Here is a 21,860-nt window from a genome sequence, read left to right as displayed (position 1 = left end):
ATCCCTTCTCCTGCCAGGACCGTCTCACGCCAGCTTGCGTGCGGTTTTGGCAGTGGGCCGATTCTCGCAAAACTTCTCGTCAAATAAAACTGTTTCTTGTTGGTAGCCAACACAGATCTGATTTAAAATCAGGGCTTCTTTTAGACTAGCACGTCGCGACGGCCGAATTACGGCTGATTTGGAACGGGTGAAACGGTCGAAAAATTTCAGCGAATTTCCAAGCACTGCCGAGCGAACAGCGTCCATAAAAGGATTGGCGCTACATGGAAATTATGATAACTAAGGCGGTCATATGACGATCGCCACTTGCGTGCGAGACGTAGCAATCGCTGCGGGTTTTTCGTGGCAAGAGACTCAGCATTAAGACTGAAGCCATCTTCGTCAACTTTTGAGTTTGCAACCGTCGATATTGATCTTTCCCGTTAAGGAGGCTGTCGTTGGCTACTGTGACTAAGACTCTCTCACCCTTAGCAAGGCTTTGTCTGCTGCTTGCACTGCTGATTCCAAGTGCGTGCGGGCGCGGCAACAAGTTCTGGACCAACTACTGGACGCCCGGAGATACGGTTGACAATGTCGGCTATCATCCCGAGCAGCCGATTGAATTTCCGCACAATCTGCATGCCGGTACCCGTCAGATCCCTTGCGAGTACTGTCACTCTTCGGCACGCCGCTCCGCGACCGCGGGAATCCCTTCTCTGAATACCTGCATGGGCTGCCATCAATTCGTTCGCACCGATCGGGATGCCATCAAGTATCTGAAGTCGAAGTGGGACGCGAAAGAGCCCGTGGTGTGGACCAAGGTTCACGATCTGCCGGACTTTGTGCGCTTTAGCCACCGTCCTCACGTTCAAAAAGGCATCGACTGCGCAGAGTGCCACGGTGATGTAAAGAACATGGTAACGGTGCAGCAGGCCAAGTCTCTGCAAATGGGCTGGTGTGTGGAATGTCACCAGGCTAACCAAGCTCCTATCGCCTGTTCGACCTGTCACTTCTAAGAAAGAATACATAAAGACTTTTACCGAGGCAGCGCGTCTCGTATCGAAAGGGAGTTGTTAGATGAGGAGTATCGATAGGGATCTCCGTGGACTGGAAGACAAGCCAGAAGTCTTTGCGCCGGACGATCAGCCATTCGAAAAACCCGCCAAGGAGTTTGTGCCGGGACCGTTCTATATGAACATTGAAGAGGTCATGCCCGAGCTCGGCGAAACTCAGGATCGCGCGGGACAGGGTGCAAGCAAAAAGCTGCCTGTTGATCGTCGCGATTTTATGCGCCTCTTCAGCGCAGGAGCCATGCTGGCAACAGCTGGTTGCGTGTACCGTCCTGTTGAAAAAGCAGTTCCCTACGTTGAGCAGCCCAAGGACTTCATTCCGGGCGTCGCGAACTATTATGCCACGACCATCGACCGGGTCGGCGTTGTGGTGAAAACCCGTGAAGGCCGTCCGGTCTTTATGGAAGGCAACCCTGAGCATCCCCTGAGCCAGGGCGGGATCAGTACCCTCGCGCTGTCGGAGCTGCAGGCTCTGTTTCATCCCGATCGTCCCACCGCTCCCAAGGTTCGTTTCGGCGATCAGATGACAGCTGTTACCTGGGAAGAAATCTATGAGGCTCTCGCGGCCAAGGTCAAAGCCTCCAAGAAGGTCGGTCTTCTGGTCAAGGGCGGCACCGGCCACAGCCTGCAATTCTATAGGGATTTCCTGAGAACGATTGGACAGTCGGAAGACAATGTTTACGTCTACGAAACCAACGCTCTTTATAATTCGATTTCGGAAGCGCATCGTCTGGCCTTTGGGGTGGACGGCATGCCGCGTTCCGATTTGCGCCGTTCGAAACTCCTGATCGGGGTCGGAACCAACTTCCTGGATGGCAACGGCGGCATCGCCCCGGTTTTTGAAAGCAAGAGCTGGGTCGTCGGTCACACCTTCCGCGCGGGTGCCAAAGGACGTTTCGTTCAATTCGAATCGCGTCTGACGGTTACCGGCGGCAAGTCGGACGAACGTCATGTGATTGCAGCCGGTGATGAGCTGGCAGTCACCCTGGCCCTCGTCGAAGCTTTGCTGAATCGTCCCGATGTCAAAGGTTCCGCTGGTGACAAAAACAATATCCGTGCGGTGGTCACAGCGCAAAAGGCCCTGATTGATGAAGTCAAGGCGCGCCTCAAGCTGGACGAAGCGCTCAATAAACTGGCCGGCGAAGCATTGGCCAAGAAATCTGTGCTGCTCGCGGGTGAATCCGCTGCTTTCGGCAAGAATGGAACCCAGGTGCAGTTGGCTGCAATCATGGCCAACGTTCTCCTCGGCGCCTATGCCGATCGCCTCCTCTACTTCGATCAAGGCTGGTTCAAGAATCCCGGCCGTCCGGGAGATGTGGCCCGCTTTATCAAAGACGCACCCACCTACGATATGCTCTTTGCCATCGATGTGAACCCTGCGTTCACCCTGCCGGCGACGACGGGAATTCATGATGCTCTGAAAGGCATCAAGTCCATCGTCTCGATGCAACCGATGCCAACGGAAACCTGCCAGTACGCGGAATTCCAACTCAACACCCATAATCCTTTGGAAGCCTGGGGTGATGAAGAGCTGGTGGCCGGCTTCTGGTCGATCCAGCAGCCGACTGTGCGTCCGGTGGCGAACAGCCGTCAGGCCGAAGACATTCTGCTCTGGACCGCCAGCAAATTCGGCAAGCCTGTTGGTCCCTATGCGGATTATCGCGCCTACCTGCGCGACAAGTGGACCCGCATCTATAAAGAATCCGGCATCAACAAGGACTTTGACACCTTCTTCAAAGCGATTCAGCGCAAAGGTTTCTTCGTCACGCAACTCAGCAAACGCGACATGCCGACGCTGAAGGATGTGAGCGCTGCGCTGAAGCCGGCTCCTGTGAATGCAGGCTTCAAGCTGGTCGCTTATCTTGATGCGAAACTGGGTGATGGTTATGGTGCCGACCGTCCTGTGCTGCAGGAGGCGGGCGATTCCCTGACCACCGTGGCCTGGGATACCTGGGTGGCGATCAACCCTCACAAGGCTCGTGAAATCGGCGTCAAATACAATGATGTGGTAACGGTGAAGGGACCAGGCGGTTCGTTTGAAGCCGCGGTTTATCCGATGCCAGGTCTTCACTACGATACCATCGCGGTGCCGCGTGGGAATGGTCACAAGCTGGCTACCAGCCGAGCGAGTGAAATGGTCGGTGTGGATCCCATGGTGGCCCTGGCCTTTGAAACCGATCCTTTGACCGGTGATATCGTGACCGCGGGTCAAACCGTGGAAATCACCAAAACCGGACGCTTCTATCAACTCTGCGCTCAGCAGAAGCACAACGATATCGCCAACCGTTTCGATATCATGCCGATTCTTCCGATGGCCCAGGCCGTCGCCAATGTTCGTAAGGAAAAAGACCTGGACGCTGTGCCGGATCTTTACCCTTCGCATGTGCCCCGTGAAGGTGATCTGCGTGGCAAGAGCTGGCTCTTCCCTGAGTGGAAGGCGAGCACCGAGTATCGCTGGGGTATGGCGATCGACCTCGAGCGTTGTACCGGTTGCGGTCACTGTACCATCGCCTGCGACCTGGAAAACAACGTTCCGCAAGTCGGTCGTGAGCAGGTCCTCATGGGTCGTCGCATGCACTGGATGCGCATCGACCGCTACTTCAGCGGCGCCGTCGACAATCCTGAAGTCAGCTTCCAGCCTGTGACGTGTCAGCACTGTAACCATGCTCCTTGCGAGCCGGTATGTCCGGTGTTTGCCACGACACATGAACCGGAAGGCATCAACGCTCAAACTTATAACCGCTGCGTCGGTACCCGTTACTGCGCGAACGCCTGTCCTTACAAAGTTCGTCGCTTCAACTGGTACACCTACAAGTGGAACATCATGGGCAAAGATCCCATGGACCGCAACCCACGCGCTCTGAACCCGGACGTTACGGTGCGGACTCGCGGTATCATGGAAAAATGTACGTTCTGCGTCCAGCGTATCCGTGATGCGAAGCACAACGCCAAACAGCAAAACCGCCTGGTGTTCGACGGTGAAATTCGCCCAGCTTGCCAGACAGCCTGTCCAACGGATGCGATTGTCTTCGGCAACCTCCTGGATCCGAATAGCCGCGTGTCGCGGGCCCGCAAAGACAACCGTGCCTTCCTCCTGCTCGGTGGCAAACCCGAGCACAAGGAATACGGTCTGAAGACTTTGCCGAACCTGAACTACATGGCGAAAGTGAAGCACGACGGGACAGAAGGCTTTGCGGCCGGCGATGGTCATGACCATGGCGCCGGGGCACCAGGGCATGGGCATCCTTAAGAAAAACGACGACATCTAAGCGGAGCATTTGGATGAGCGAGGACGTAAAGTGGAACAGGACGATCTCAGACGTCAATGATGGCATTCTTGCCAATCTGGGAAAGCCGCACCCAACCTATTATGTAGCTTGGGCCGGAGCTATCATCTTCCTTCTGATCGGGGCCATCACGTGGGGTATTGAAATTACCTACGGTATGGGTATTACCGGTAAGACCAGTCCCGTTTACTGGGGTGTCTTGATCACCGACTTCGTCTTCTGGGTCGGTATTGGTCACGCCGGTACTTTGATTTCAGCTATCTTGTTCCTGTTCCGCGCCAAGTGGCGGAACACAGTGAACCGAAGCGCTGAGGCGATGACGGTCTTCGCCGTGATCACCGCGGGTCTTTTCCCGCTGATTCACGTCGGTCGTCTGTGGGTTGCCATGTACTGGATCCCACCTCTGCCCAACACCAACAACGTCTGGTCGAACCTGCGTTCTCCCCTGGCCTGGGACTTGTTCGCGATCTCGACCTATCTGACCATCTCGCTCCTCTTCTGGTACATGGGTCTGGTGCCTGACCTGGCGTCGATCCGTGACCGTGTGAAAGGCGTTCGTCGCTTCATCTACGGCATCATGTGCTTTGGCTGGCGCGGCACAGCGAAACAGTGGCACCACTACGAAGCCGGTTACGGTTTCCTTGCGGCTCTCGCCACGCCCCTCGTTCTCTCGGTTCACTCCATCGTTTCGTGGGACTTTGCGATGTCCATCCAACCCGGCTGGCACACCACCATCTTCCCACCCTACTTCGTTGCGGGTGCGATCCTTTCCGGTTGTGCGATGGTGTATACCCTGCTCGTTCCGGTTCGTAAGATGTTCCGCATGGAAGAGTTCATTCGCCCCGAGCACCTGGAAGCTTGCGTGAAGCTGACTCTTCTGACTTCGACCATCGTGTTCTACGCCTACGCGATCGAATTCTTCGTCGCCTGGTACTCGGGCAACATCTATGAATGGGGTCTCTTCGAGAAACGTGCGATCGGTCCTTACGCCTTCTACTTCTGGGTCATGGTGTTCTGTAACTGTATTTTCCCGATGATCTGGTGGTCCAAGCGCATGCGGAACAACGTGGCTGTGTCCATGGTTGTGGCGGTCCTCGTCAACGTCGGCATGTGGTTCGAGCGCTATAACATTATCGTTTCATCCCTGGTTGAAGATTTCCTGCCCGGATCATGGGGCCACTTCCAGCCCTCGCTTGGCGATATCGGTCTGTCCATTGGTAGTTTTGGATGGTTTATGTTCTGGTTCCTGATCTTCTGCCGATTCTTCCCAATCGTGTCGATGTCAGAGTTGAAACTGATCATGCCCAAACCGTTAAGCAAGAAGCATCATTGATGAAGGTGGCTACCCATGAGTAAAAGACCCGGTGGAATCTTAGCTGTTTATCAATATCTGGATAATTTAGTCGATGCCATGAAAGCGGTCCAAGCCCGTCCGGATTGTGCAGGTCATGAAGTGTTTAGCCCGACCTCGTATCACGAGATCGAAGAGGCTCTGGATATGGGCCCCAGTCCGGTGCGCTGGTTTACGCTGTCGGGTGCCCTGACCGGGACCGTGACCGGTTTTGGTCTGGCCCTCTGGCTTGACTATGACTGGCCGCAGGTGGTGGGTGGTAAACTCGCCGGTCTGTATTCGGTGCCAGCCTATGTCGTGATCGGTTTTGAGCTGACGATTCTTTTCGGTGGTCTCATGACGATACTTGGCATGTTGGTGATGGGTCGCCTGCCGAACCCGAAGCAACGCATTCTGGACCCTCGCTTTACCGATGACCGCTTCGGCATCTTTGTGCCTAACGCGTCTCTCGACAGTGAGCAGGCCCGACTTCTGAAGCAGTTCGGTGCTGAAGAAATTCGTATCATTGAGTCGAAGTGAGGAAAGGCAAATCATGAAGCATCTGGCGACCAAGATCGCGTTGACAGCTCTGGCCCTCACCGGCGTCAGTGCCTGCAACCCCCATGGTCGGAATACGACCAAACTCCAGTACATGCCTGATATGGTAGACAACCCCACGGTGAAGACCCAGGAATCCTACCTGAATCCACCCGATGGTGCTGTCACGATCAACGCCATTTTGTATCCGGAAACCCCTGAACAGGCGGAGCAGGAGCTGCGCAATCCCTTCGGTGAAGGCGCACAGGTCAGCCGTGATGTGGTGACCAACGGCAAGCACATGTACGACACGTACTGCGCTGTCTGCCACGGTCTTGACGGCAAGGGCAAGGCTCTGCTGGGTGACGCTTATCCGATTCCTGTCCCCGATATCACGCGGCCTGAAATGGTCACGCGCAAAGATGGGTTCTTTTTCCTGAGGATCTCCAATGGTGGCACCATGATGCCGTCTTATGCCCATGCGATTTCTCCGCATGAGCGCTGGCAGCTGATTACCTATCTGAGAACCCTGCAATTGCAGCCGAAATAGGAAGAGGAACCCATGAGTATCGCCAAGGATCTATACAAGGAAAAAGAGTCACTTTTTCTGAAAGGCTCACCCACCCTGCGCATGCTGTCGCTGGTGGGAATTGGTATCGGCGTGATCGCAGCCGGGGCCGGCTTCTTCACGCAGCAGGGACCCCGTGTTTGGGGCTCGCTGCTCTTTAACGTCTTCTTCTTCTACTGCCTTGGCCTTGGGGCCATGGCTTTGGCGGCCATGCAGGACGTGATCGGCGCCACCTGGGGTCGCCCCATCCGTCGCGTGCAGGAAGCCTTCGGCGCTTTCGTTCCGGTCTCGTCCGTTCTGTTCGTGGTCTTTATCCTTGCCGTGATGTTTGACATTGGCGGCGCGGGCAAGGTGTACCGCTGGATCGCCGATCCGCACATGCTGGATCACTTCTGGGGCAAAAACATCTGGCTGCAGCCCAAACTGATGTATGCTCGCGTGTTCTTCATTCTCGCCCTGCTGACCTACCTCGTCATGTGGCAGCTCCGCCTGGGCATCAACCGTGACAAGGCCTGGTTAGACGGTCGCCATGAGGAAGCCGAAGATCTGGGGGAAGAAGTGCGCGTTAAGACCAAATATTGGAGCGCGCCCATTCTGGTTTGCTACGGCGTGGGTTTCACGTTCTTTGGCTTTGACGTGATGATGTCGCTGTCACCCACCTGGTTCTCAACCCTATGGGGCGGCTGGCAATTTGCGGTCATGATGCAGACTCTGATGGCTGCGCTGCTCATCACCATGTTTGCTTTGAAGTCGACCCGCGTGGGCGAGTTCATCCAAAGACAGCAGTTCCATGACGTCGGCAAGCTGATGCATGGTTTCACGATCTTCTTCGCGTACCTGACCTATGCTCACATCCTGACCTACTGGTACGGTAACGTTCCCGAAGAGACGGAATACTTTATCCATCGTTTGCATGGCCCCTGGCTGTGGTTTGTTTATGCGATTCCCCTGCTGGGCTTCGTGGTGCCTCTGTACCTCCTGATTCCGAAATGGGCCAAGTGGTCACGCACATGGACCATTACCATGTCCGCGATTATTCTTTTTGCTCAGTGGTTGACCTATCAGCTGATCGTTCAACCGGAAGTGATCAAGGGTGAGGATTTCCTGAAGGGCATCGGTCCTCTGCTGGAAGTCGGCATGTTCCTGGGTACGGCTGGTCTGTTTGTGATCACCTTCCTCTGGTTCTCCCGCCGCTATCCCATGCTGCCCGTGGCGGATCCCTTGCTGGAAGAAGCTGTTCACGGCGGACATTGATATCCTGAGTTTCAAAAACAAAAGAGCCGGCTTGATGCCGGCTTTTTTTTCGTCCTGTGATCCGGCGACCCGGGTGGCTGGTTTATCGACCAGGACCGTAATACTCCAACCATAATCCGTCCCGAACCGGTGAGGAAAAAGACGCGTTTGGTTGGAGATATAAGGGCCTCGGCTATCTCCCATCATCGGAGATTGACAGAGCCTGGGGTGTCCGGTTATAAGCCTCGAAGGCACCAGAGGAAAGTATGGTTCTGACCTATCGCTACAGGCTTAAAGACGGTAATCAACGAGATAAGCTAAAAAAGCTTGCGGGTCAGGTGAACTTTGTTTGGAACTTTGCCAACGAGATCATTCGCGAGAACTGGCGTCGATCACGAAAATACACAAGCAAAAATGATTTGCATGCACTGACCAAAGGCGCATCCAGGGAACTCGACATCAATTCGCAGACCATCCAGGCTGTGGCCTATGAGTGCCTGCTTCGGACACAGAAAGCCAAAAAGCGAGTTCGGTTTCGCACGGGGCGCAAGAACCTGGGCTGGATACCTTTCAACGGCCAAACAGCGAAATATTGTGGCGATTATATCACCTATCATGGTCTCAAGTTCCGTCTGTGGGAGCATAGAAAACTTCCAGCAGGAGCAGAGATCAAGACAGGATCGTTTGCCGAGGACTCTCGTGGTCGTTGGTATCTGAATCTGACTCTTGAGGTCGCAGATGAAATCGCGATGCTGCCTTTGGCTCCAAACCTGGATATTGGTATCGATCCTGGCATAAAGACAGTGCTGACAACGTCAGATGGCGAGAAATTCGAGCGTGAGAATCTAACGCGAGATTTCGAAGAGAAGCTGGCAAAAGCCCAGCGCCATAAAAAAAAGCGTCTCGCGAAGGCCATTCATGCAAAGATTAAAAATAAACGCCAGGACTGGAACCACAAGGCTTCCCATAGTCTTTCAAAGCGCTACAACACCATCTATTTTGGCGATGCCGATTCATCAAAACTGGCTCAAACAAGGATGGCCAAAGGCGTTCTTGATGCGGGTTGGTATCAGATATTTGTATTTCTCCAATATAAGTCCCTGAGGCGTGGAGGAATCGTGCTCAAAGTGAGCGAGAAATTCTCGACTGTCACTTGCTCGGCTTGCCTCTCGCGATGCGGTCCGAGTGGACTCAGTGGGTTGAGTATAAGAGAGTGGACTTGTCAGAGTTGTGGAGCGGTCCATGATCGCGACATCAACTCAGCCATATACATTCTCCGTTCCGGGCGTGGAACGCTGAGGGAGGAAAGGGTTTCGTTTTCTCCCAAGGGAAGCACCGACTATAACGCGATTAGCGTTTAGTTGGCGAGGACGTCACCCAATAAGGGTCCCGTGCATCCAGAAATAGCAACAGAAGAGTATGCTGAAATTGTATAACCACCGCATATCCCAGTCCTCCTTGCGCTTCGTTTCCTGACATCAAAGATCTTCAGGTCTTTCGGCAAAATTTTTTTAAAATCGAGCCAAGGAACTTATGATTTTTTTGGGAGGAAATTTTTGCCCTGATCTTCATGAGATAATGGGAAGAACCCAGATTGGAGGGCAGGTCCATGGCCGGAGCCTTTGAAGTCGCCACCCGTTCGGCGATTCGCGAAATTATTGTGGATGCTGTGCAGGAATCGAAGTTTGGTTATGTGATGTCACATGAGGCTTTGCAGCAGATCAGTGATCAGCTGTTTGATCTGTTCATCACGAGTCGGAATTTGAAAGCTGCAGGCGATCGGATGATTGCCCAGGGTCTTGTGCCAGGGATGAATCCTGCGGCCGGGAAGAAGCCCAAGCCGCGGTTCTGAGTGTGATGGTGAGGCTCGTCGGCGGCCGCTTCTCAGGCGGCCGTTCGGAATGCCATCATCTCTTCAACCAGCTTGTCCGCCGCCTGTTCATTCAGTCTGAATCGGGCACAGAAAGCTTTGTAAAGTTTCTCATCCATCTGGTTGGGCTCCAGCTGAATCCAGTGAGCCACCTGATTGGCCAATCCCACCACTTCGGTCAGTGTCAGAGGCACGGCATCGTTCACAACCGGCATCTTGTGATGGAAGGCGATCGCCTCGGTCACATGCTCGGGAAAACCCCAGAACATCGCCCCGATTTCACCGAGCACGGTGTGCTGAAAGCCGCCGTTGCGAACCTCGGCATCCGCCCAGGTTCCGAGCTTGGAGAGATCATTCAGCTCCGTGGCATATCGATCCGCGACTTCAGGCATGCACATGGCCAGCACGATCTTGCCAATATTAGCGACGCTTCCGGCGATATAAACTTCATCCGGGACAAGATCGAGTTTGAAATGTTTTCCCAGAAACTCGGCGGCGCGTCCCACGATGAAGTTATGTTCCCAGAAGCGTTCCGCGTCGAACACCTTGCAGTTGAGTTTGAAGGTTTTCAACGCTGCGACCAGCACGATATCCTTCAGGGCATTGATGCCGATGAAGGTAATCGCATGAGCCAGTGACTCGATTTTGGTGCCGCGCGTGGAGACGAGGTTATTGGCGATTTTCAAAACGTGCGTGGCCAGCAGCGGATCACGTTTGGCAACGGTCGCCAGTTTCACGGCCGAGGTGTTTTCATCCTGGATCAGAGTCTGGATTTCCATGACATGACTGGGAATCCGCGGCAGATCCTTAATATTGGGCAGCTGATTGAAGACCGACTGCGCTGCTCCACTCAGTTGTTTCGTCGGATTATACCAATCGTATTTGCCTTTGATGATCATATTGGTCGAATTGCAGGCACAATTGAACCACAGATGTCCCGAGTCACACACCCGCCAGCGCGAAGTGTTCTTCAGAAAATCCTCAGGCGCCATGAATTTGCGACCACAGGTATTGCAGGTTTTCAAAGGATTCGCGTTCATCCAGGCCTCGGGTTGACGGCTTTGAGTCTGTCCCGTTTTCGGAAAAAAAGTGGAATCGTTGAGAAAATGGCCTCGTTTTGATTTTAACATACTGATTTTACATATGTATTTTAAAAATGGATCTTCGCCGAGGCTCGATGTATAGCTAGAAGCGGGGTGAAACCAAGGGATTTTGATGAGCCTTGTTCTGGACAAAATGCCACTTCGCGAACCAACGCCGGCGGGCTGGTTCGAGGTGGTCATGCGTGATTTTCCGGCTTTTATGCAGGATCATGCCTCCTGCGAGCGTAAAGCTTCGGCCATGGCCATGTCGATGGTCAACAAATTTCCCGATCATGAGGCCCTCATTGAGCCCATGATCTGCCTTGCCAAGGAGGAATTGGCTCACTTTCACGAGGTCTATCGCATCCTGCACAAACGCGGTATTCCGCTCGCGGTCGATGAGCGGGATCCTTACGTTTCCGCCCTGCTTAAGCCAGTGAGACATAGCAGGCAGGAGTATTTTCTGGATCGCCTGCTGGTGGCCTGTTTGATTGAAGCCCGCAGCTGCGAGCGTTTTACCATCGTGGCTGCAGGTCTGGAGGATCCGGAGCTCGCCCCTTTTTATCAACGACTGGCACGCGAGGAAGCCGGACATTTCCGGGTTTTTCTGCGGCTGGCTCGTCATTATTTTTCTGAGCAACAAGTTTTTGATCGTTTACAGTACCTGCTCGATGTGGAAACAGCAGCGATGCTCGCTGTGCCTCTTCGAGCGGCGGTTCATCAATCAGGAGTATGTGCGCCATGGGTTTACGAGAACTCTTTCAAGACCATCTGCAAACCCTGCAGACAGAAACAGCCAAAACCCTGGCTGAGCTGAAGCTGGACGGCCTCGTGTTAAGCGCAGGAACCCCGGCCTGGTATTTTGAAGATGATCAGAATCCACCCTTTCGCAGCAGTCACCATTTCCGTCACTGGTGTCCCATGGAAGGATGTCAGCACGTTCTGCTGTTTATTCCGGGGCAGAAGCCTGAGCTGCGGCTTTATCAGCCGGCTGATTTCTGGCACGAAGCGAAGCCATTCGAGCCGGATTTTTGGGGTGATTCCTTTCAGGTGCAGATCATCAAGGAAGAGGACAAACTCTGGGAAGGCCTGGCGCAGGGACGCCGCATCGCCTATCACGGACCCGAAGTGGAAAGAGCCCGCAAAGCCGGATTGCTCGTGGCTGTGGAAGGACTGGTGCCGCGCCTTAACTGGCAGCGGCTGGTGAAATCTCCTTATGAAATTCAATGCCTCGTGGAAGCCACGCGGAAAGCGGCAGCAGGTCACAAGGCAGCTGAACGTGCGTTTCGTCAGGGTGGAAGTGAACTCGATATTCACTTCGCCTATATGCAGGCGGCCCGCAGTCAGGAGCAGGACCTGCCTTATGAAAATATTATCGCCCTGAACGAGAAGGCGGCCTATCTGCATTACGCGGCCAAGCGCGATGAAGTGCACAACGGCAAGGTTCTCCTGATCGATGCCGGAGCCACCAGCCGCGGCTATGGAGCGGATATCACCCGCACCTATGCGACCGAGGACGCGCCCGAGGAATTTCAGGAGCTGCTCACGGATATGACGACGCTTCAGGCCGGTCTGGTCGCGGCGATTACACCCAATATCCTGATGGGTGATCTGCATGTGCTGGCGCATCAGCGGATTGCTGAGCTGCTCATTCGTCACAAGATTATTCTGGACTGTGATGCGCAAAAGGCCATTGATCTGGGTCTTACGATGGCCTTCTTCCCGCATGGACTCGGGCATATGCTCGGCGTCTTTGTGCATGATGTGGGCGGCAAGCAGCTGGATCGCGAAGGGGCCGTCTCGGCTCCCGATCCGCGTTTTCCAAAACTGCGGACGACCCGTCCCTTGCAGCCGGGAACCGTGGTGACGATTGAACCCGGCGTGTATTTCATCAAGATGCTGCTCGATCCCATTCGTCAGGGACCGAACAGTCGGAATTTAAATTGGGCCTTGATCGATCGCCTGATGCCCTGTGGGGGCATTCGCATCGAGGATAACATTCACATTCACGATCAGGGGATACGCAATATCACGCGTGAGTTTCTGCCCTGATTTAGAACGGCTTCTGCACGGACAGTCCCACAGCCGGGGCTGTGCCCGCGCCCGCGGTCGGTTGATAGAACACACCGACCCGGCTTTCCCTCTCCTCCTCACGCAGATCCTGCACCAGGCTTGACGTGCCCTCCTCGTTGGAGGCGTTCCTGGTTCTTGGCTTCTTCCTCTTGCCGCTCGCTTTGCCCATCTTTCCAAAGGGATCAAAGACCGCTTCCACAACGCCAGCTGTATAAAGGGCAAAGAAGCCGATCAAAGCCATGTTCGCCTGCTGCTGAGCCTGCAGGGTGAATTTCTCGTTGGAATCGAGAAAGGAGACGATGGTTGGATCATTGCCGGCCGTGGCGGGATTCACACCACGCATGACGTCGGCAGCATCGGCGTTCGATGAACGCACGGCGTTGAGTCGATCAAAATACAGCAGAAGAAAGCCCGCCTGAGTCGTAGCCAGCGCTGTGCCCAGTATGGTCTTATCGCGTTCGAACTGACCTACGCCAAAGGGCAGAAGATAGGCGTAGGAGAAGTTTTTGAAGTTTTTCTTCTCGCTGCTGAAGCTCTTGCCTTTATTGCTTTTGGAAGAACGCCGTTCCGTGCGGGCGAGATCGGCTTGTTTCACCATCGGAATCGGGGTGGCTACGGGCGTTTGAGCGGCAGCGGTCTGGGACATCCCGAACGTCGTCACCACGAAGAGGGCAGCCATCCGCCGCCAGGTTTGAAACAGCATGTATGTTCCTCCTCAACTGTACAGAGTGACTTCCCATCGGGCGACCAGATGCTGACTTAAGCGGCAGAAGTTTCGGTTGGCGATAAAGTTGGGGAATTCGGGAAGTACCATGGGGAATAAGTCTTGAGAATTCTACAGATCGTAAGGAATTTTTAAAGGTTTTCCCCAGCGCTCCGACAACTCAGCTGGAAGCCACGTCTAGAGGAAAGTGGAAATGAAATTACGGCACGGCTTAACTTATTTCCTGTTGGTAATAGTTTCCAGCGCGTGTGGTTCATCCTGGAATCCTTCTGAAACCAATGAAAAACGCAAGAACACCGAGTCTCCGCGCCGTGCGGTGCAGTTGGAATATGCGGCGTCGCTGGAGCCGTCGGTGGATAAAAACGGTGTCCTGATCATTCCGGGCCAAAGGCTGGAACGCTGGTCAGGTCGGACCTTTGTTGGCAGCAGTGCTTATGATGTCGTGTCCGTGGATTGATGAGGGTGGGACGTTGAAAGTTTTTGGGTTCATGCTTGTGCTTTTGATCGGAGCCTGTGGCCGGGAGAATATCCGGCAGGCAGGACCGGAGACGCCCTTGGATGAACTTATGGAGCGGGGACGTTTTCATCGTTTCATGCCACGGCAGGAACCGGAAAGCCTTTCCCTGGTCGGACATGCCGCGGAAATTCATGCGGTGCAGCAGCTGGGGAATAGCCCTTATGCGGCGTGGATTCAATTTGATGTGCGCCTGATGCCCGATCTGGGGAACGCGGAATTGCAGGATCAGCTGGCGGATGTCGCGGAACGTTATGGATCGATGCTGAGTGATCTGGTGGTGCAGGAGTGGGTGCCGGCGGAACGGTTCATGCGGCGGGATGAAGGGCGTTTGTTTTTGAATTATGAGCGGAAGGTTCAAGGCCTGCCGGTGCGGGATAATGTGGTGCAGCTGGTTTTTGTGGAAAGGGTGCCGGGTCTTTGGCGGTTGAGTGAGGTGCAGAGTAATGTGACCGGTCCCGCTCCCGCTCCGCGGGATGACGGAGGAGATCGGGCCGACGGAGGAGATCGGGCCGACGGAGGAGATCGGGCCGACGAAAGTGCTGTCTGGCTCGAGGATCTGACGGGCCGCAGTGATCTTGTCGTCGAGCGCGTGGATCACGAATGGATCCCCTTTCTGGAGGAAGGCCGCTTTCTTTGGCAAAAAGGAGTCGTCTTCGAATGGAGCATAGACGGCGAACATTTCCAGGCAACCCTGCTGCCGGAAGAAGCCGTGTGGTTGGACGCCTGGCCGCTGGCGGTGCATGCCAAGCCTATTTTTACCCGAGCTTTGAAACGATCCTATGCCGAAGAGGGACCACGCGACTACCCCTTGTCCTTCAGCGCGGCCAATGGCCCCAGCGGAAATTTTGTGCTGGGTGCTGAAGCCTGGCTGCCGCCGGGATTCAAGCCATCCAGTGTGGGCCTGACGGGACCGCGTGCGATGATATTTGACAATCATGCGACGGATACTCTGACCCTCGCGGGAATTCAGGAGCAGGCGGAAAGTTTCTTTCTCCCGGATGATGATTCCAAGCTTGCCGCGGTCAATGCCTTCGTCGCTGTGCAGAGAATCAACCGCTATGCCCGACAGTTCCTGACCGACACGGACGCTCCCTTCCTGAGTCAAGCGCTGATCGTGAACGTGAATCTCGCCGAACAATCCTGCAACGCCTTCTACTCCCCAAGACAACAAAAACTGCTGCTCTACAAGGAAGGCAAGGGTTGCGCAAACATGGCCCTGCTTAACGATGTGATCTATCACGAATGGGGCCATGCCCTGGATGATCATGTCGGACGCAGCAGCGGGATCCGTGATCCGGCTTTCTCGGAAGGACTCGCCGACGTCGTGGCCGCGTTTTACAATAACGATCCGGCCATAGCCCCTTACTTTGTGTTTGATGATCCGTCCCCTATTCGGAATCTCAGCCATACCCGCGTCTATCCCGATGATATGGGGCCCATGCACCATGAAGGTGGCATCATTGCCAGCACTTTCTGGGAACTGCGGCAGGCTTTGATGGAACGCTATGGACCGACCCGGGGCGCGCATGATGCCGGCCGCCTCTTCTTCCGGCATCTGCTCGCGGTGGATTCCTATCAGGAAAGTTATGCCGCCGTTCTGCGGGTCGATGATGATGATCAGAATCCCGCCACGCCGGGACCCAATCATTGCCTGATCAATACGGTCTTTGCGCGCCATGGCCTCGCCACTGACGAACAGTGCGAGGATCCCACGGTCACCGTGAAGCCGGTTGCCAACGATTTGCATCTCGCTCTGCTGGATGCCGGACCCGAGGAGAACGCTGTGCACGTGCTGGCGTCCGCCCCGACGGCAGCCGGTATGGCCCTTTGCTTCGGCGCCCGCGCGCGCTGTGAAACCGACAGGACATCCTGGATTCCGCTGCAAAACATCGGACGCCATCCCGAACGCACCTTCTTCATGAGCCCCACCCCACTCCTTCTTCCCTCACTCACTTTGGTGACCCTCCTCCGCCTCCAGAACAATGGTGAGCTGCAGGACAGTCGTGAGCTGAAATTTTTTGCCAAATAGTCGCGCATCGTATCTGGTCATCTGTAAATTCGTATGGTAAAAAACCGAGGACTGGTATTTTCCGCGTTTTGTTATAAAGTACGTGGGCTCTGTAGAATTTGTTGTAAGGGAGTCATTAAATATGACGGAAGTAGCTCAGGAAAAGGAAACTGGAAAAAAAGGCAAAGCCGCTGCCGCTGCAGCTCAGGACGATGCCGCTGAGACTGCGGATAACCGCGCAGGAGCGCAGGCCGCGGGCAGCAAGAAAATCCGCCTGACTCTGGTTGAAGATGATAACGCTCCACTGTCTCAGTTCCAGACGGCTCTGAAAGATCGTGGTGTCAAAGGCGTTGAACTCAGTGACATCGTCACGGAAGCGCTGGCCACGGTTCCTCAGGAATGGTGGGATGCCAAGCTCGAAGAGCTGACTCCGTTTGAATATAAACTGCACGCAGCCCTCGGCAATCCGGAAATGCGCGCCAAGCTGATGTCTTTGCTTGATGGCAAGAAAGCCTAAGCTTGAGCGACTGGTTTTCATCCCTGCCGATTGCACCGACGTGGCTGGTCCTCCTCGGACTGGCTATTGGTGTATTAAGCGGACTTTTAGGTGTGGGCGGCGGCATTCTGATGACGCCGGCTCTGCACGTTCTCGGACTCTCCATGCCCGTGGCGGTGGCCACAACCCTGACGCAAATGGTCGGGGCTTCCCTTTCCGGTTCCATTAAACATCTGCGCAATAAAAATGTTTCCCTGCCTCTGGCGGTGATCTTTGGCCTCCCCGGCATGCTCGGTGTGCATGTGGGACGTCTGATCATGAGTGCCTGGGCCAGGGAAGTGCATGCCGATGAAGGGCTCTCCTGGCTTTATATGGGTCTCATGACCTATCTCGGTGTTTCCATGCTGCGTAAGTTACGTGGTGGACAGTCGGGAGAGGCCCGGAAGCCGATGCAGGGCTGGTGGACGCGCGGACCGGCTCTCACCCTGCGTGGACATCCCCATCCCATTCCCTTGCTCGCTCCCTCGCTGGTGGGTTTCCTTGTGGGTATTTTATCCGCCCTGACCGGTCTGGGTGGGGGTTTTTTCTATATTCCGGCCTTTGTCTTTTTAGGCGGCTGCAGCCTGAAGGAAGCCGTCGGCACCAGTCTTGCCACCGTTTTTCTCTCGAGCGTTTATGGGGCTCTGGCCTATGGGGCCGCGGGCCTTTCGAATATTCCGATCGCCCTGCTCCTGATGGTGGGAGCCATCGGTGGCGCGCAGCTCGGCGCTTCCCTCGCCCATCGTTCCCGCAATGAAAGCCTGCAGCTCCTGTTCGTTCTGCTGATTTTCGCCGCGCTCGGTTCGATGCTGCTCAAACGCTTCCACTGGGACACCGCCGCTCATATCCTGCTCTTTGGCAGCGGTCTTCTTCTGATTATGATCGCTCTCTTCAGGGTTCTCAAACCCCAGCGCAAAACCTCGCGCTGACCCCCGTTCAGACTGCAATTCCTGCCCATCCTGAAGCTTCTGAGCCCATGCTAGACTGAAAGCAAAGATATCTTCCTGTCGCGAGGTAGAGGCATGCTCGAGAACTTGGAATCGCCGTGGAAATATGTGGTCGCGGCCCTTATTTTCCCCATGTTTTTTCAGACTGATGTGTTTCAGTTCGTCTGGGGCGCCCAGGATCCGCTCAGCCTGGCCCTGGCCAAACGCATTCTGCTGCTCTTCCCGGCCGCAGCCATCGTCTTCTGCTGCTGGGTATCGGTCCCAAACATTGTCTCCATCATCGTGAGGCAAAACAGGCGGGAATTCATCTCGGCCTTTTTCCTGACCTGGTGGGACCTCGGCCGATCCATCTTTTATTTCTGGGGCGGCATCATTCGCTTTGTCCTCAACCTCTTTGGCTGGGCCTATGGACTGGTCCGCCTTGTGGTGACGGGTTCGCTCCTGATGGCGAAGGACCTCCTGCTCTTTCCCATGCGGGCCTTTGGTGAGGTCTCCAACACCAGCTTTCAACGCGGCATTCCCTGGCCGGCGATCATGATGATGGTCGTCTGGACCTTTGTCGAAGCCGCGATCTTTACCTTCGTGATGCATGACCTGGTCGTCAATGTGATGGAAAGCTTCAGCGACGGGGAGTTCCAGGGCGGCATCGCCCTGAGAATTGGCCTCTTTGTGGTCTTCACCTTCTTCGTGCTCGGCTCCTATGCGGTGATCCACACGCTGGGCCAGGCCATGAAGGAAAAACGCTGGGGCGCGGTGTTCGCCTATGCCGTCATTGAAATCATCGTGGCCGCGGTGGAAACCGTGCTCTTTTATCGTGAATTCGTCGACGCCCTGGTGCCCTGGTTTGCGCAGCATGCCGGCGATGATTTTGAACTCGGCATCATCGGAACCCTGGGCATCGCCTTCGCGGTCTGGTTCGGGATTCGTTGTATGACCTGGTTCCTATTCGGGGCCTCGGCCATTCCCATGCTGCTGGCGATGATTCAAAGAACCGGCATCGACATGACAGGCAGCGTGCGCAGCGGTTCACCGGCTGCGGGTAAAAATCAGAATCCCATGATGGTCTATATTCACAGCGCGATGACCGAATTTCGCGAGGAAATGGACTGGGTCCAGGCCAAAGGGGATTATGTTCTGAGTTCATTCCTGGTGCCGCCTCTGCAAATTTTGGCGGTTTGTATCAACTTTTGTACGCTTTTGATCGGGGGCAATCACCTCTTTCAACTGCCGTTCCGCAGCTTTCAGGACATCCTGGATACCAGGGACCTGATTGAAAAAGCTCGCCAATCGGTGAGAAAGGATTAAGCAATGAAACTTTCCCAAAAGCTCTTGCGTCTCTGGCTCGTTCTTCTGCTCTGTGGGCCCAGTCCCGCGATCGCAGATGATGATGACGACGACAAGGACACGCCCAAGGGCAACATGGTGATGTTCGTCGGCATGGATATCAGCGGATCCTTCAAAAGTCGCAAGTACTTCGATGATTCCATTAAATTTGCGGCGCACTATCTTTATGCGCATCTGCATGGCATTGGCGATCTGAAAGTGCCGGGCTCGCTGTTTGTGGGGCCGATCGGTGGCGCCACGGTGGATGAGGCCAAGACTTTTTTCCCGATCCAGACCTTTCAGTACAAAAAAATCGATGAGATCGAGAAGGAACTGCGGAAGATATTTCCCGCAAAAGTCACCAACAAGTTCACCGATTTCAACGCCTACTTCGATCAGGTGGCGACGTTCATCAAGAACCGCAAGCTCATGATGAAACCGACCGAGGTCATTCTCTTTTCCGATGGCATACCCGATGCCCCGACGCCCAAAGGCAAAACCAATTACAAGATGCTGGACCTGAAACCGCTCGAAAACCTGACCCGAAAAATGACGGTTCGGGTGCTGTATACGTCGGCTGTCACCGGCGACGCCTGGCAGAACGAAGTGCCGCGGAAGCGCGTGCGGGTTTGGACCCAGGATGACAAGGTCATGGCCCAGTGGCAGGCGCCGGATATCTTTTTGAAGGGCACGCCCTTTGAAAAGCAGGAGCGCCTTTTCAAGTGGATCAAGGACAACGTGGACTTTCCCGTCCGCGAAAAAAGAGTGAATTGAACGCCTGTCCTGGGCTATCTTGTGCGGGCAGCTCGCAGGGCTGCTACGCCGGAAGTCCCAGGAAAGGATAAGTCACTTTGAATACATCTCATCAGGAAGCGCGGGGCCCCCTTGACATCGAAGGGCTGAAGGCTCAGGTGGAACGCCCCAGTCGCGCGGTTGTTACTGCAGGTATGCCCTACGCCAACGGTCCTCTGCACCTCGGTCACCTGGCCGGTGCGCAGATTCCAGGGGATATTTACGCCCGCTGGCTGCGCATGCTGATCGGCGCTGAGAATGTGCTCTATGTCTGCGGTACGGACGATCACGGTTCCACCAGCGAACTGGCCGCCATGCAGGCCGGTAAAACCATCCAGGAATTCATCAGCAGCATCCGCGAAAAGCAGCAGGACACCCTCAGGCGCTATCATATTGGCCTTGATATCTATACGGGCACCTCACATCCGGACTGTTTTCCCATTCACAAGGAAACGGCCCAGGATTTTCTGCGGCGTCTCGATCGCAATGGAATGCTGAATAAAAAGGTCAGCCGGCAGTGGTACGATCCCAAGCTGGATCGTTTTCTGCAGGATCGCTTCGTGCGCGGTGAATGCCCGAATCCGAAGTGCGATAACAAGGATGCCTACAGCGACGAGTGCGATCGCTGCGGCAGCCACTATGATCCCACTGAATTGCAAAATCCCCGCAGTGCCTTGAGCGATGCCACCCCCGAGCTGCGCGATACGCTGCACTGGTGGCTTGATATGTGGCGCGTGTCCGAACAGCTGCGGGTCTGGGTGCAGGGCAAGGAAAAGAAATGGCGCAAGGCCGTCTTTACCGAAGTGATCGAGACCGTCCTGCCTTCGCTGCGGTTTGATAATACTTTCGAAGCCCAATACAAGGAAATCAAGGCTACGCTGCCGAAGCATAAGAGCAAGTATGCGGCCGGGAAAAAGGTGGCGCTGACCTTTGAGAATAAGCAGGACCTCGCCAGCGGTCAGGCCGAGCTCCATAAAAGCGGCATTCCCAGCGAGTTGATCGACAGCTGGGCGCATCGCTCGATTACGCGGGACGTGACCTGGGGCATTCCCCTGCCCGAGGAAATGGGACCGGAAACCAAGGGCAAGACCCTTTATGTGTGGCCGGACTCCCTGATTGCGCCGATTTCCTTTTCCAAGGTGGCGCTGAAGGCGAAGGGCAAGGATCCTGAAACCTACAAAGAGTTCTGGCGTGATCCCAAGGCCCGCGTGTATCAGTTCCTGGGTCAGGACAATGTGTTCTTCTATACGATCATGCAGGGTGCCCTCTGGCTCGGCACGCAGGATAATCCGGAGCGTTTGCCTCAGGACGGCGATTATCAGCTCACCGATATCTTCAGCGTTTACCATCTGATGGTGGACGGAGAGAAGATGAGCAAGTCGCGCGGCAACTTTTATTCCGGGGATCAGCTGCTGGATGAAAAGGGCTTCCATCCCGATCAGGTGCGGTATTTCCTGGCTCTTTTGAGTCTGCCCGAGAAGAGTTCAAACTTTGATTTTGAAACCTTCAAGGAGCGCAATCGCTTCCTGGCCGGCCCCATGAATGCAGCCTTTGAAAAGCCGATTGCGGCGGCGCATTCCAAGTTTGATGGGAAGGTGCCTGACGGTGTGCTGATGGAAAAGGTCCTGATGGAAACAACCAACATGGTGAAGCGCTATCTGCGGTCGATGGAACGGGCTGAGTATTCCACCCTGCTCTTTGCCATCGAAAACTATGCGCGACAGATCAATAGCCTTTTCACGCAGTTCAAACCGCATGACGACCGGCAGCCCGAGGAAAGCCGTCGCGATGCGCTGTTTTCCTGCTTTTATGTGCTGAAGAATATCATGATCATGCTCCATCCCTTCGTGCCGGACACCATGAACAAGGTGCGCGAGTCGCTGCGCCTTGGGCCTGAGGTCTTTACGATCGAGGAACTGGGGAAACCGATTCCTGCGGGACATGTGATTGGGGAGAAGCAGCAGTTTTTTCCAGTGGCGGATTGA

Annotated in this window: 20 protein-coding genes; 17 read left to right on the top strand and 3 right to left on the bottom strand. The window is 55.0% G+C overall.

What is annotated here, in order from left to right; all coding sequences use genetic code 11:
- Nucleotides 1-24: 24 nt before the first annotated feature.
- Entirely contained in the window at nt 25-246 is a 222-nt protein-coding gene (locus OLTU_RS32495; protein WP_218110282.1) for a hypothetical protein, read from the bottom strand.
- A 200-nt stretch (nt 247-446) separates the two neighbouring features.
- Here OLTU_RS32495 and OLTU_RS26695 point away from each other — a divergent pair, with 200 nt between their 5' ends.
- From OLTU_RS26695 to OLTU_RS26660, 8 genes are all read left to right on the top strand, one after another.
- Entirely contained in the window at nt 447-995 is a 549-nt protein-coding gene (locus tag OLTU_RS26695; protein WP_245676885.1) for a cytochrome c3 family protein, read from the top strand.
- A 61-nt stretch (nt 996-1,056) separates the two neighbouring features.
- The gene (locus OLTU_RS26690; RefSeq protein WP_141735780.1) at nt 1,057-4,299 is read left to right on the top strand and encodes a 4Fe-4S dicluster domain-containing protein; all 3,243 of its coding nucleotides are present in this window, start codon (nt 1,057-1,059) and stop codon (nt 4,297-4,299) included.
- A 32-nt stretch (nt 4,300-4,331) separates the two neighbouring features.
- Nucleotides 4,332-5,669 (top strand): NrfD/PsrC family molybdoenzyme membrane anchor subunit, encoded by a 1,338-nt coding sequence (nrfD, locus tag OLTU_RS26685; protein ID WP_141735779.1) that lies wholly within the window; start codon nt 4,332-4,334, stop codon nt 5,667-5,669.
- 15 nt (nt 5,670-5,684) lie between these two features.
- Complete coding sequence (locus OLTU_RS26680; protein WP_141735778.1) at nt 5,685-6,206, top strand: DUF3341 domain-containing protein; 522 nt, start codon at nt 5,685-5,687, stop codon at nt 6,204-6,206.
- Between the two features lie 13 nt (nt 6,207-6,219).
- Nucleotides 6,220-6,753 (top strand): c-type cytochrome, encoded by a 534-nt coding sequence (locus tag OLTU_RS26675; protein ID WP_141735777.1) that lies wholly within the window; start codon nt 6,220-6,222, stop codon nt 6,751-6,753.
- Nucleotides 6,754-6,765: 12 nt separating this feature from the next.
- Nucleotides 6,766-8,025, top strand: coding sequence for a hypothetical protein (locus OLTU_RS26670; RefSeq protein ID WP_141735776.1), 1,260 nt, complete (start codon nt 6,766-6,768; stop codon nt 8,023-8,025).
- 245 nt (nt 8,026-8,270) lie between these two features.
- On the top strand, nt 8,271-9,365 hold the full coding sequence (locus OLTU_RS26665; RefSeq protein ID WP_141735775.1) for an RNA-guided endonuclease InsQ/TnpB family protein: 1,095 nt from the start codon (nt 8,271-8,273) through the stop codon (nt 9,363-9,365).
- 248 nt (nt 9,366-9,613) lie between these two features.
- A complete protein-coding gene (locus tag OLTU_RS26660) occupies nt 9,614-9,856 on the top strand; it encodes a hypothetical protein (protein WP_141735774.1) in 243 nt (80 codons plus the stop codon).
- 32 nt (nt 9,857-9,888) lie between these two features.
- Here the strand turns inward: OLTU_RS26660 and OLTU_RS26655 are convergent, their stop codons facing one another.
- Nucleotides 9,889-10,899: an HDOD domain-containing protein gene (locus OLTU_RS26655; protein ID WP_218110281.1), complete on the bottom strand. Its 1,011-nt coding sequence runs from the start codon at nt 10,897-10,899 to the stop codon at nt 9,889-9,891.
- Nucleotides 10,900-11,089: 190 nt separating this feature from the next.
- Between OLTU_RS26655 and OLTU_RS26650 the strand changes: the two genes are divergently transcribed.
- The gene (locus tag OLTU_RS26650) at nt 11,090-11,773 is read left to right on the top strand and encodes a MiaE family protein (RefSeq protein WP_218110280.1); all 684 of its coding nucleotides are present in this window, start codon (nt 11,090-11,092) and stop codon (nt 11,771-11,773) included.
- A complete protein-coding gene (gene pepQ / locus OLTU_RS26645; protein ID WP_176736995.1) occupies nt 11,698-13,008 on the top strand; it encodes a Xaa-Pro dipeptidase in 1,311 nt (436 codons plus the stop codon). Before OLTU_RS26650 ends, pepQ begins: the two co-directional genes overlap by 76 nt.
- Nucleotide 13,009: 1 nt before the next feature.
- Here the strand turns inward: pepQ and OLTU_RS26640 are convergent, their stop codons facing one another.
- Complete coding sequence (locus OLTU_RS26640; protein ID WP_141735771.1) at nt 13,010-13,732, bottom strand: hypothetical protein; 723 nt, start codon at nt 13,730-13,732, stop codon at nt 13,010-13,012.
- Between the two features lie 214 nt (nt 13,733-13,946).
- Between OLTU_RS26640 and OLTU_RS26635 the strand changes: the two genes are divergently transcribed.
- The 7 genes from OLTU_RS26635 (at nt 13,947) to OLTU_RS26605 (ending at nt 21,860) form a co-directional block, all read left to right on the top strand.
- The gene (locus OLTU_RS26635) at nt 13,947-14,210 is read left to right on the top strand and encodes a hypothetical protein (RefSeq protein WP_141735770.1); all 264 of its coding nucleotides are present in this window, start codon (nt 13,947-13,949) and stop codon (nt 14,208-14,210) included.
- Nucleotides 14,211-14,241: 31 nt separating this feature from the next.
- On the top strand, nt 14,242-16,299 hold the full coding sequence (locus OLTU_RS26630) for a gluzincin family metallopeptidase (RefSeq protein ID WP_218110279.1): 2,058 nt from the start codon (nt 14,242-14,244) through the stop codon (nt 16,297-16,299).
- Between the two features lie 121 nt (nt 16,300-16,420).
- Entirely contained in the window at nt 16,421-16,795 is a 375-nt protein-coding gene (locus tag OLTU_RS26625) for a hypothetical protein (protein ID WP_141735768.1), read from the top strand.
- Between the two features lie 2 nt (nt 16,796-16,797).
- Nucleotides 16,798-17,742, top strand: coding sequence for a sulfite exporter TauE/SafE family protein (locus tag OLTU_RS26620; protein WP_141735767.1), 945 nt, complete (start codon nt 16,798-16,800; stop codon nt 17,740-17,742).
- Between the two features lie 93 nt (nt 17,743-17,835).
- Nucleotides 17,836-19,065 (top strand): hypothetical protein, encoded by a 1,230-nt coding sequence (locus tag OLTU_RS26615; RefSeq protein ID WP_141735766.1) that lies wholly within the window; start codon nt 17,836-17,838, stop codon nt 19,063-19,065.
- Between the two features lie 3 nt (nt 19,066-19,068).
- The gene (locus OLTU_RS26610; protein ID WP_141735765.1) at nt 19,069-19,857 is read left to right on the top strand and encodes a hypothetical protein; all 789 of its coding nucleotides are present in this window, start codon (nt 19,069-19,071) and stop codon (nt 19,855-19,857) included.
- A 77-nt stretch (nt 19,858-19,934) separates the two neighbouring features.
- The gene (locus OLTU_RS26605; RefSeq protein ID WP_218110278.1) at nt 19,935-21,860 is read left to right on the top strand and encodes a methionine--tRNA ligase; all 1,926 of its coding nucleotides are present in this window, start codon (nt 19,935-19,937) and stop codon (nt 21,858-21,860) included.

It is taken from the genome of Oligoflexus tunisiensis, assembly GCF_001748245.1.
GTDB classification, from domain to species: Bacteria; Bdellovibrionota_B; Oligoflexia; order Oligoflexales; family Oligoflexaceae; genus Oligoflexus; species Oligoflexus tunisiensis.
The sequence above is the reverse complement of the archived record's forward strand: the minus strand, read 5'-3'. Positions and strand labels throughout refer to the sequence as shown.

Excerpts from the sequence above, each read along its gene's own strand:
- OLTU_RS32495 (WP_218110282.1), bottom strand. The coding sequence starts at position 246 with ATGGACGCTGTTCGCTCGGCAGTGCTTGGAAATTCGCTGAAATTTTTC.
- OLTU_RS26690 (WP_141735780.1), top strand. The coding sequence starts at position 1,057 with ATGAGGAGTATCGATAGGGATCTCCGTGGACTGGAAGACAAGCCAGAA.
- nrfD (WP_141735779.1), top strand. The coding sequence starts at position 4,332 with ATGAGCGAGGACGTAAAGTGGAACAGGACGATCTCAGACGTCAATGAT.
- OLTU_RS26680 (WP_141735778.1), top strand. The coding sequence starts at position 5,685 with ATGAGTAAAAGACCCGGTGGAATCTTAGCTGTTTATCAATATCTGGAT.
- OLTU_RS26675 (WP_141735777.1), top strand. The coding sequence starts at position 6,220 with ATGAAGCATCTGGCGACCAAGATCGCGTTGACAGCTCTGGCCCTCACC.
- OLTU_RS26670 (WP_141735776.1), top strand. The coding sequence starts at position 6,766 with ATGAGTATCGCCAAGGATCTATACAAGGAAAAAGAGTCACTTTTTCTG.
- OLTU_RS26665 (WP_141735775.1), top strand. The coding sequence starts at position 8,271 with ATGGTTCTGACCTATCGCTACAGGCTTAAAGACGGTAATCAACGAGAT.
- OLTU_RS26660 (WP_141735774.1), top strand. The coding sequence starts at position 9,614 with ATGGCCGGAGCCTTTGAAGTCGCCACCCGTTCGGCGATTCGCGAAATT.
- OLTU_RS26650 (WP_218110280.1), top strand. The coding sequence starts at position 11,090 with ATGAGCCTTGTTCTGGACAAAATGCCACTTCGCGAACCAACGCCGGCG.
- pepQ (WP_176736995.1), top strand. The coding sequence starts at position 11,698 with ATGGGTTTACGAGAACTCTTTCAAGACCATCTGCAAACCCTGCAGACA.
- OLTU_RS26640 (WP_141735771.1), bottom strand. The coding sequence starts at position 13,732 with ATGCTGTTTCAAACCTGGCGGCGGATGGCTGCCCTCTTCGTGGTGACG.
- OLTU_RS26635 (WP_141735770.1), top strand. The coding sequence starts at position 13,947 with ATGAAATTACGGCACGGCTTAACTTATTTCCTGTTGGTAATAGTTTCC.
- OLTU_RS26630 (WP_218110279.1), top strand. The coding sequence starts at position 14,242 with ATGCTTGTGCTTTTGATCGGAGCCTGTGGCCGGGAGAATATCCGGCAG.
- OLTU_RS26625 (WP_141735768.1), top strand. The coding sequence starts at position 16,421 with ATGACGGAAGTAGCTCAGGAAAAGGAAACTGGAAAAAAAGGCAAAGCC.
- OLTU_RS26615 (WP_141735766.1), top strand. The coding sequence starts at position 17,836 with ATGCTCGAGAACTTGGAATCGCCGTGGAAATATGTGGTCGCGGCCCTT.
- OLTU_RS26610 (WP_141735765.1), top strand. The coding sequence starts at position 19,069 with ATGAAACTTTCCCAAAAGCTCTTGCGTCTCTGGCTCGTTCTTCTGCTC.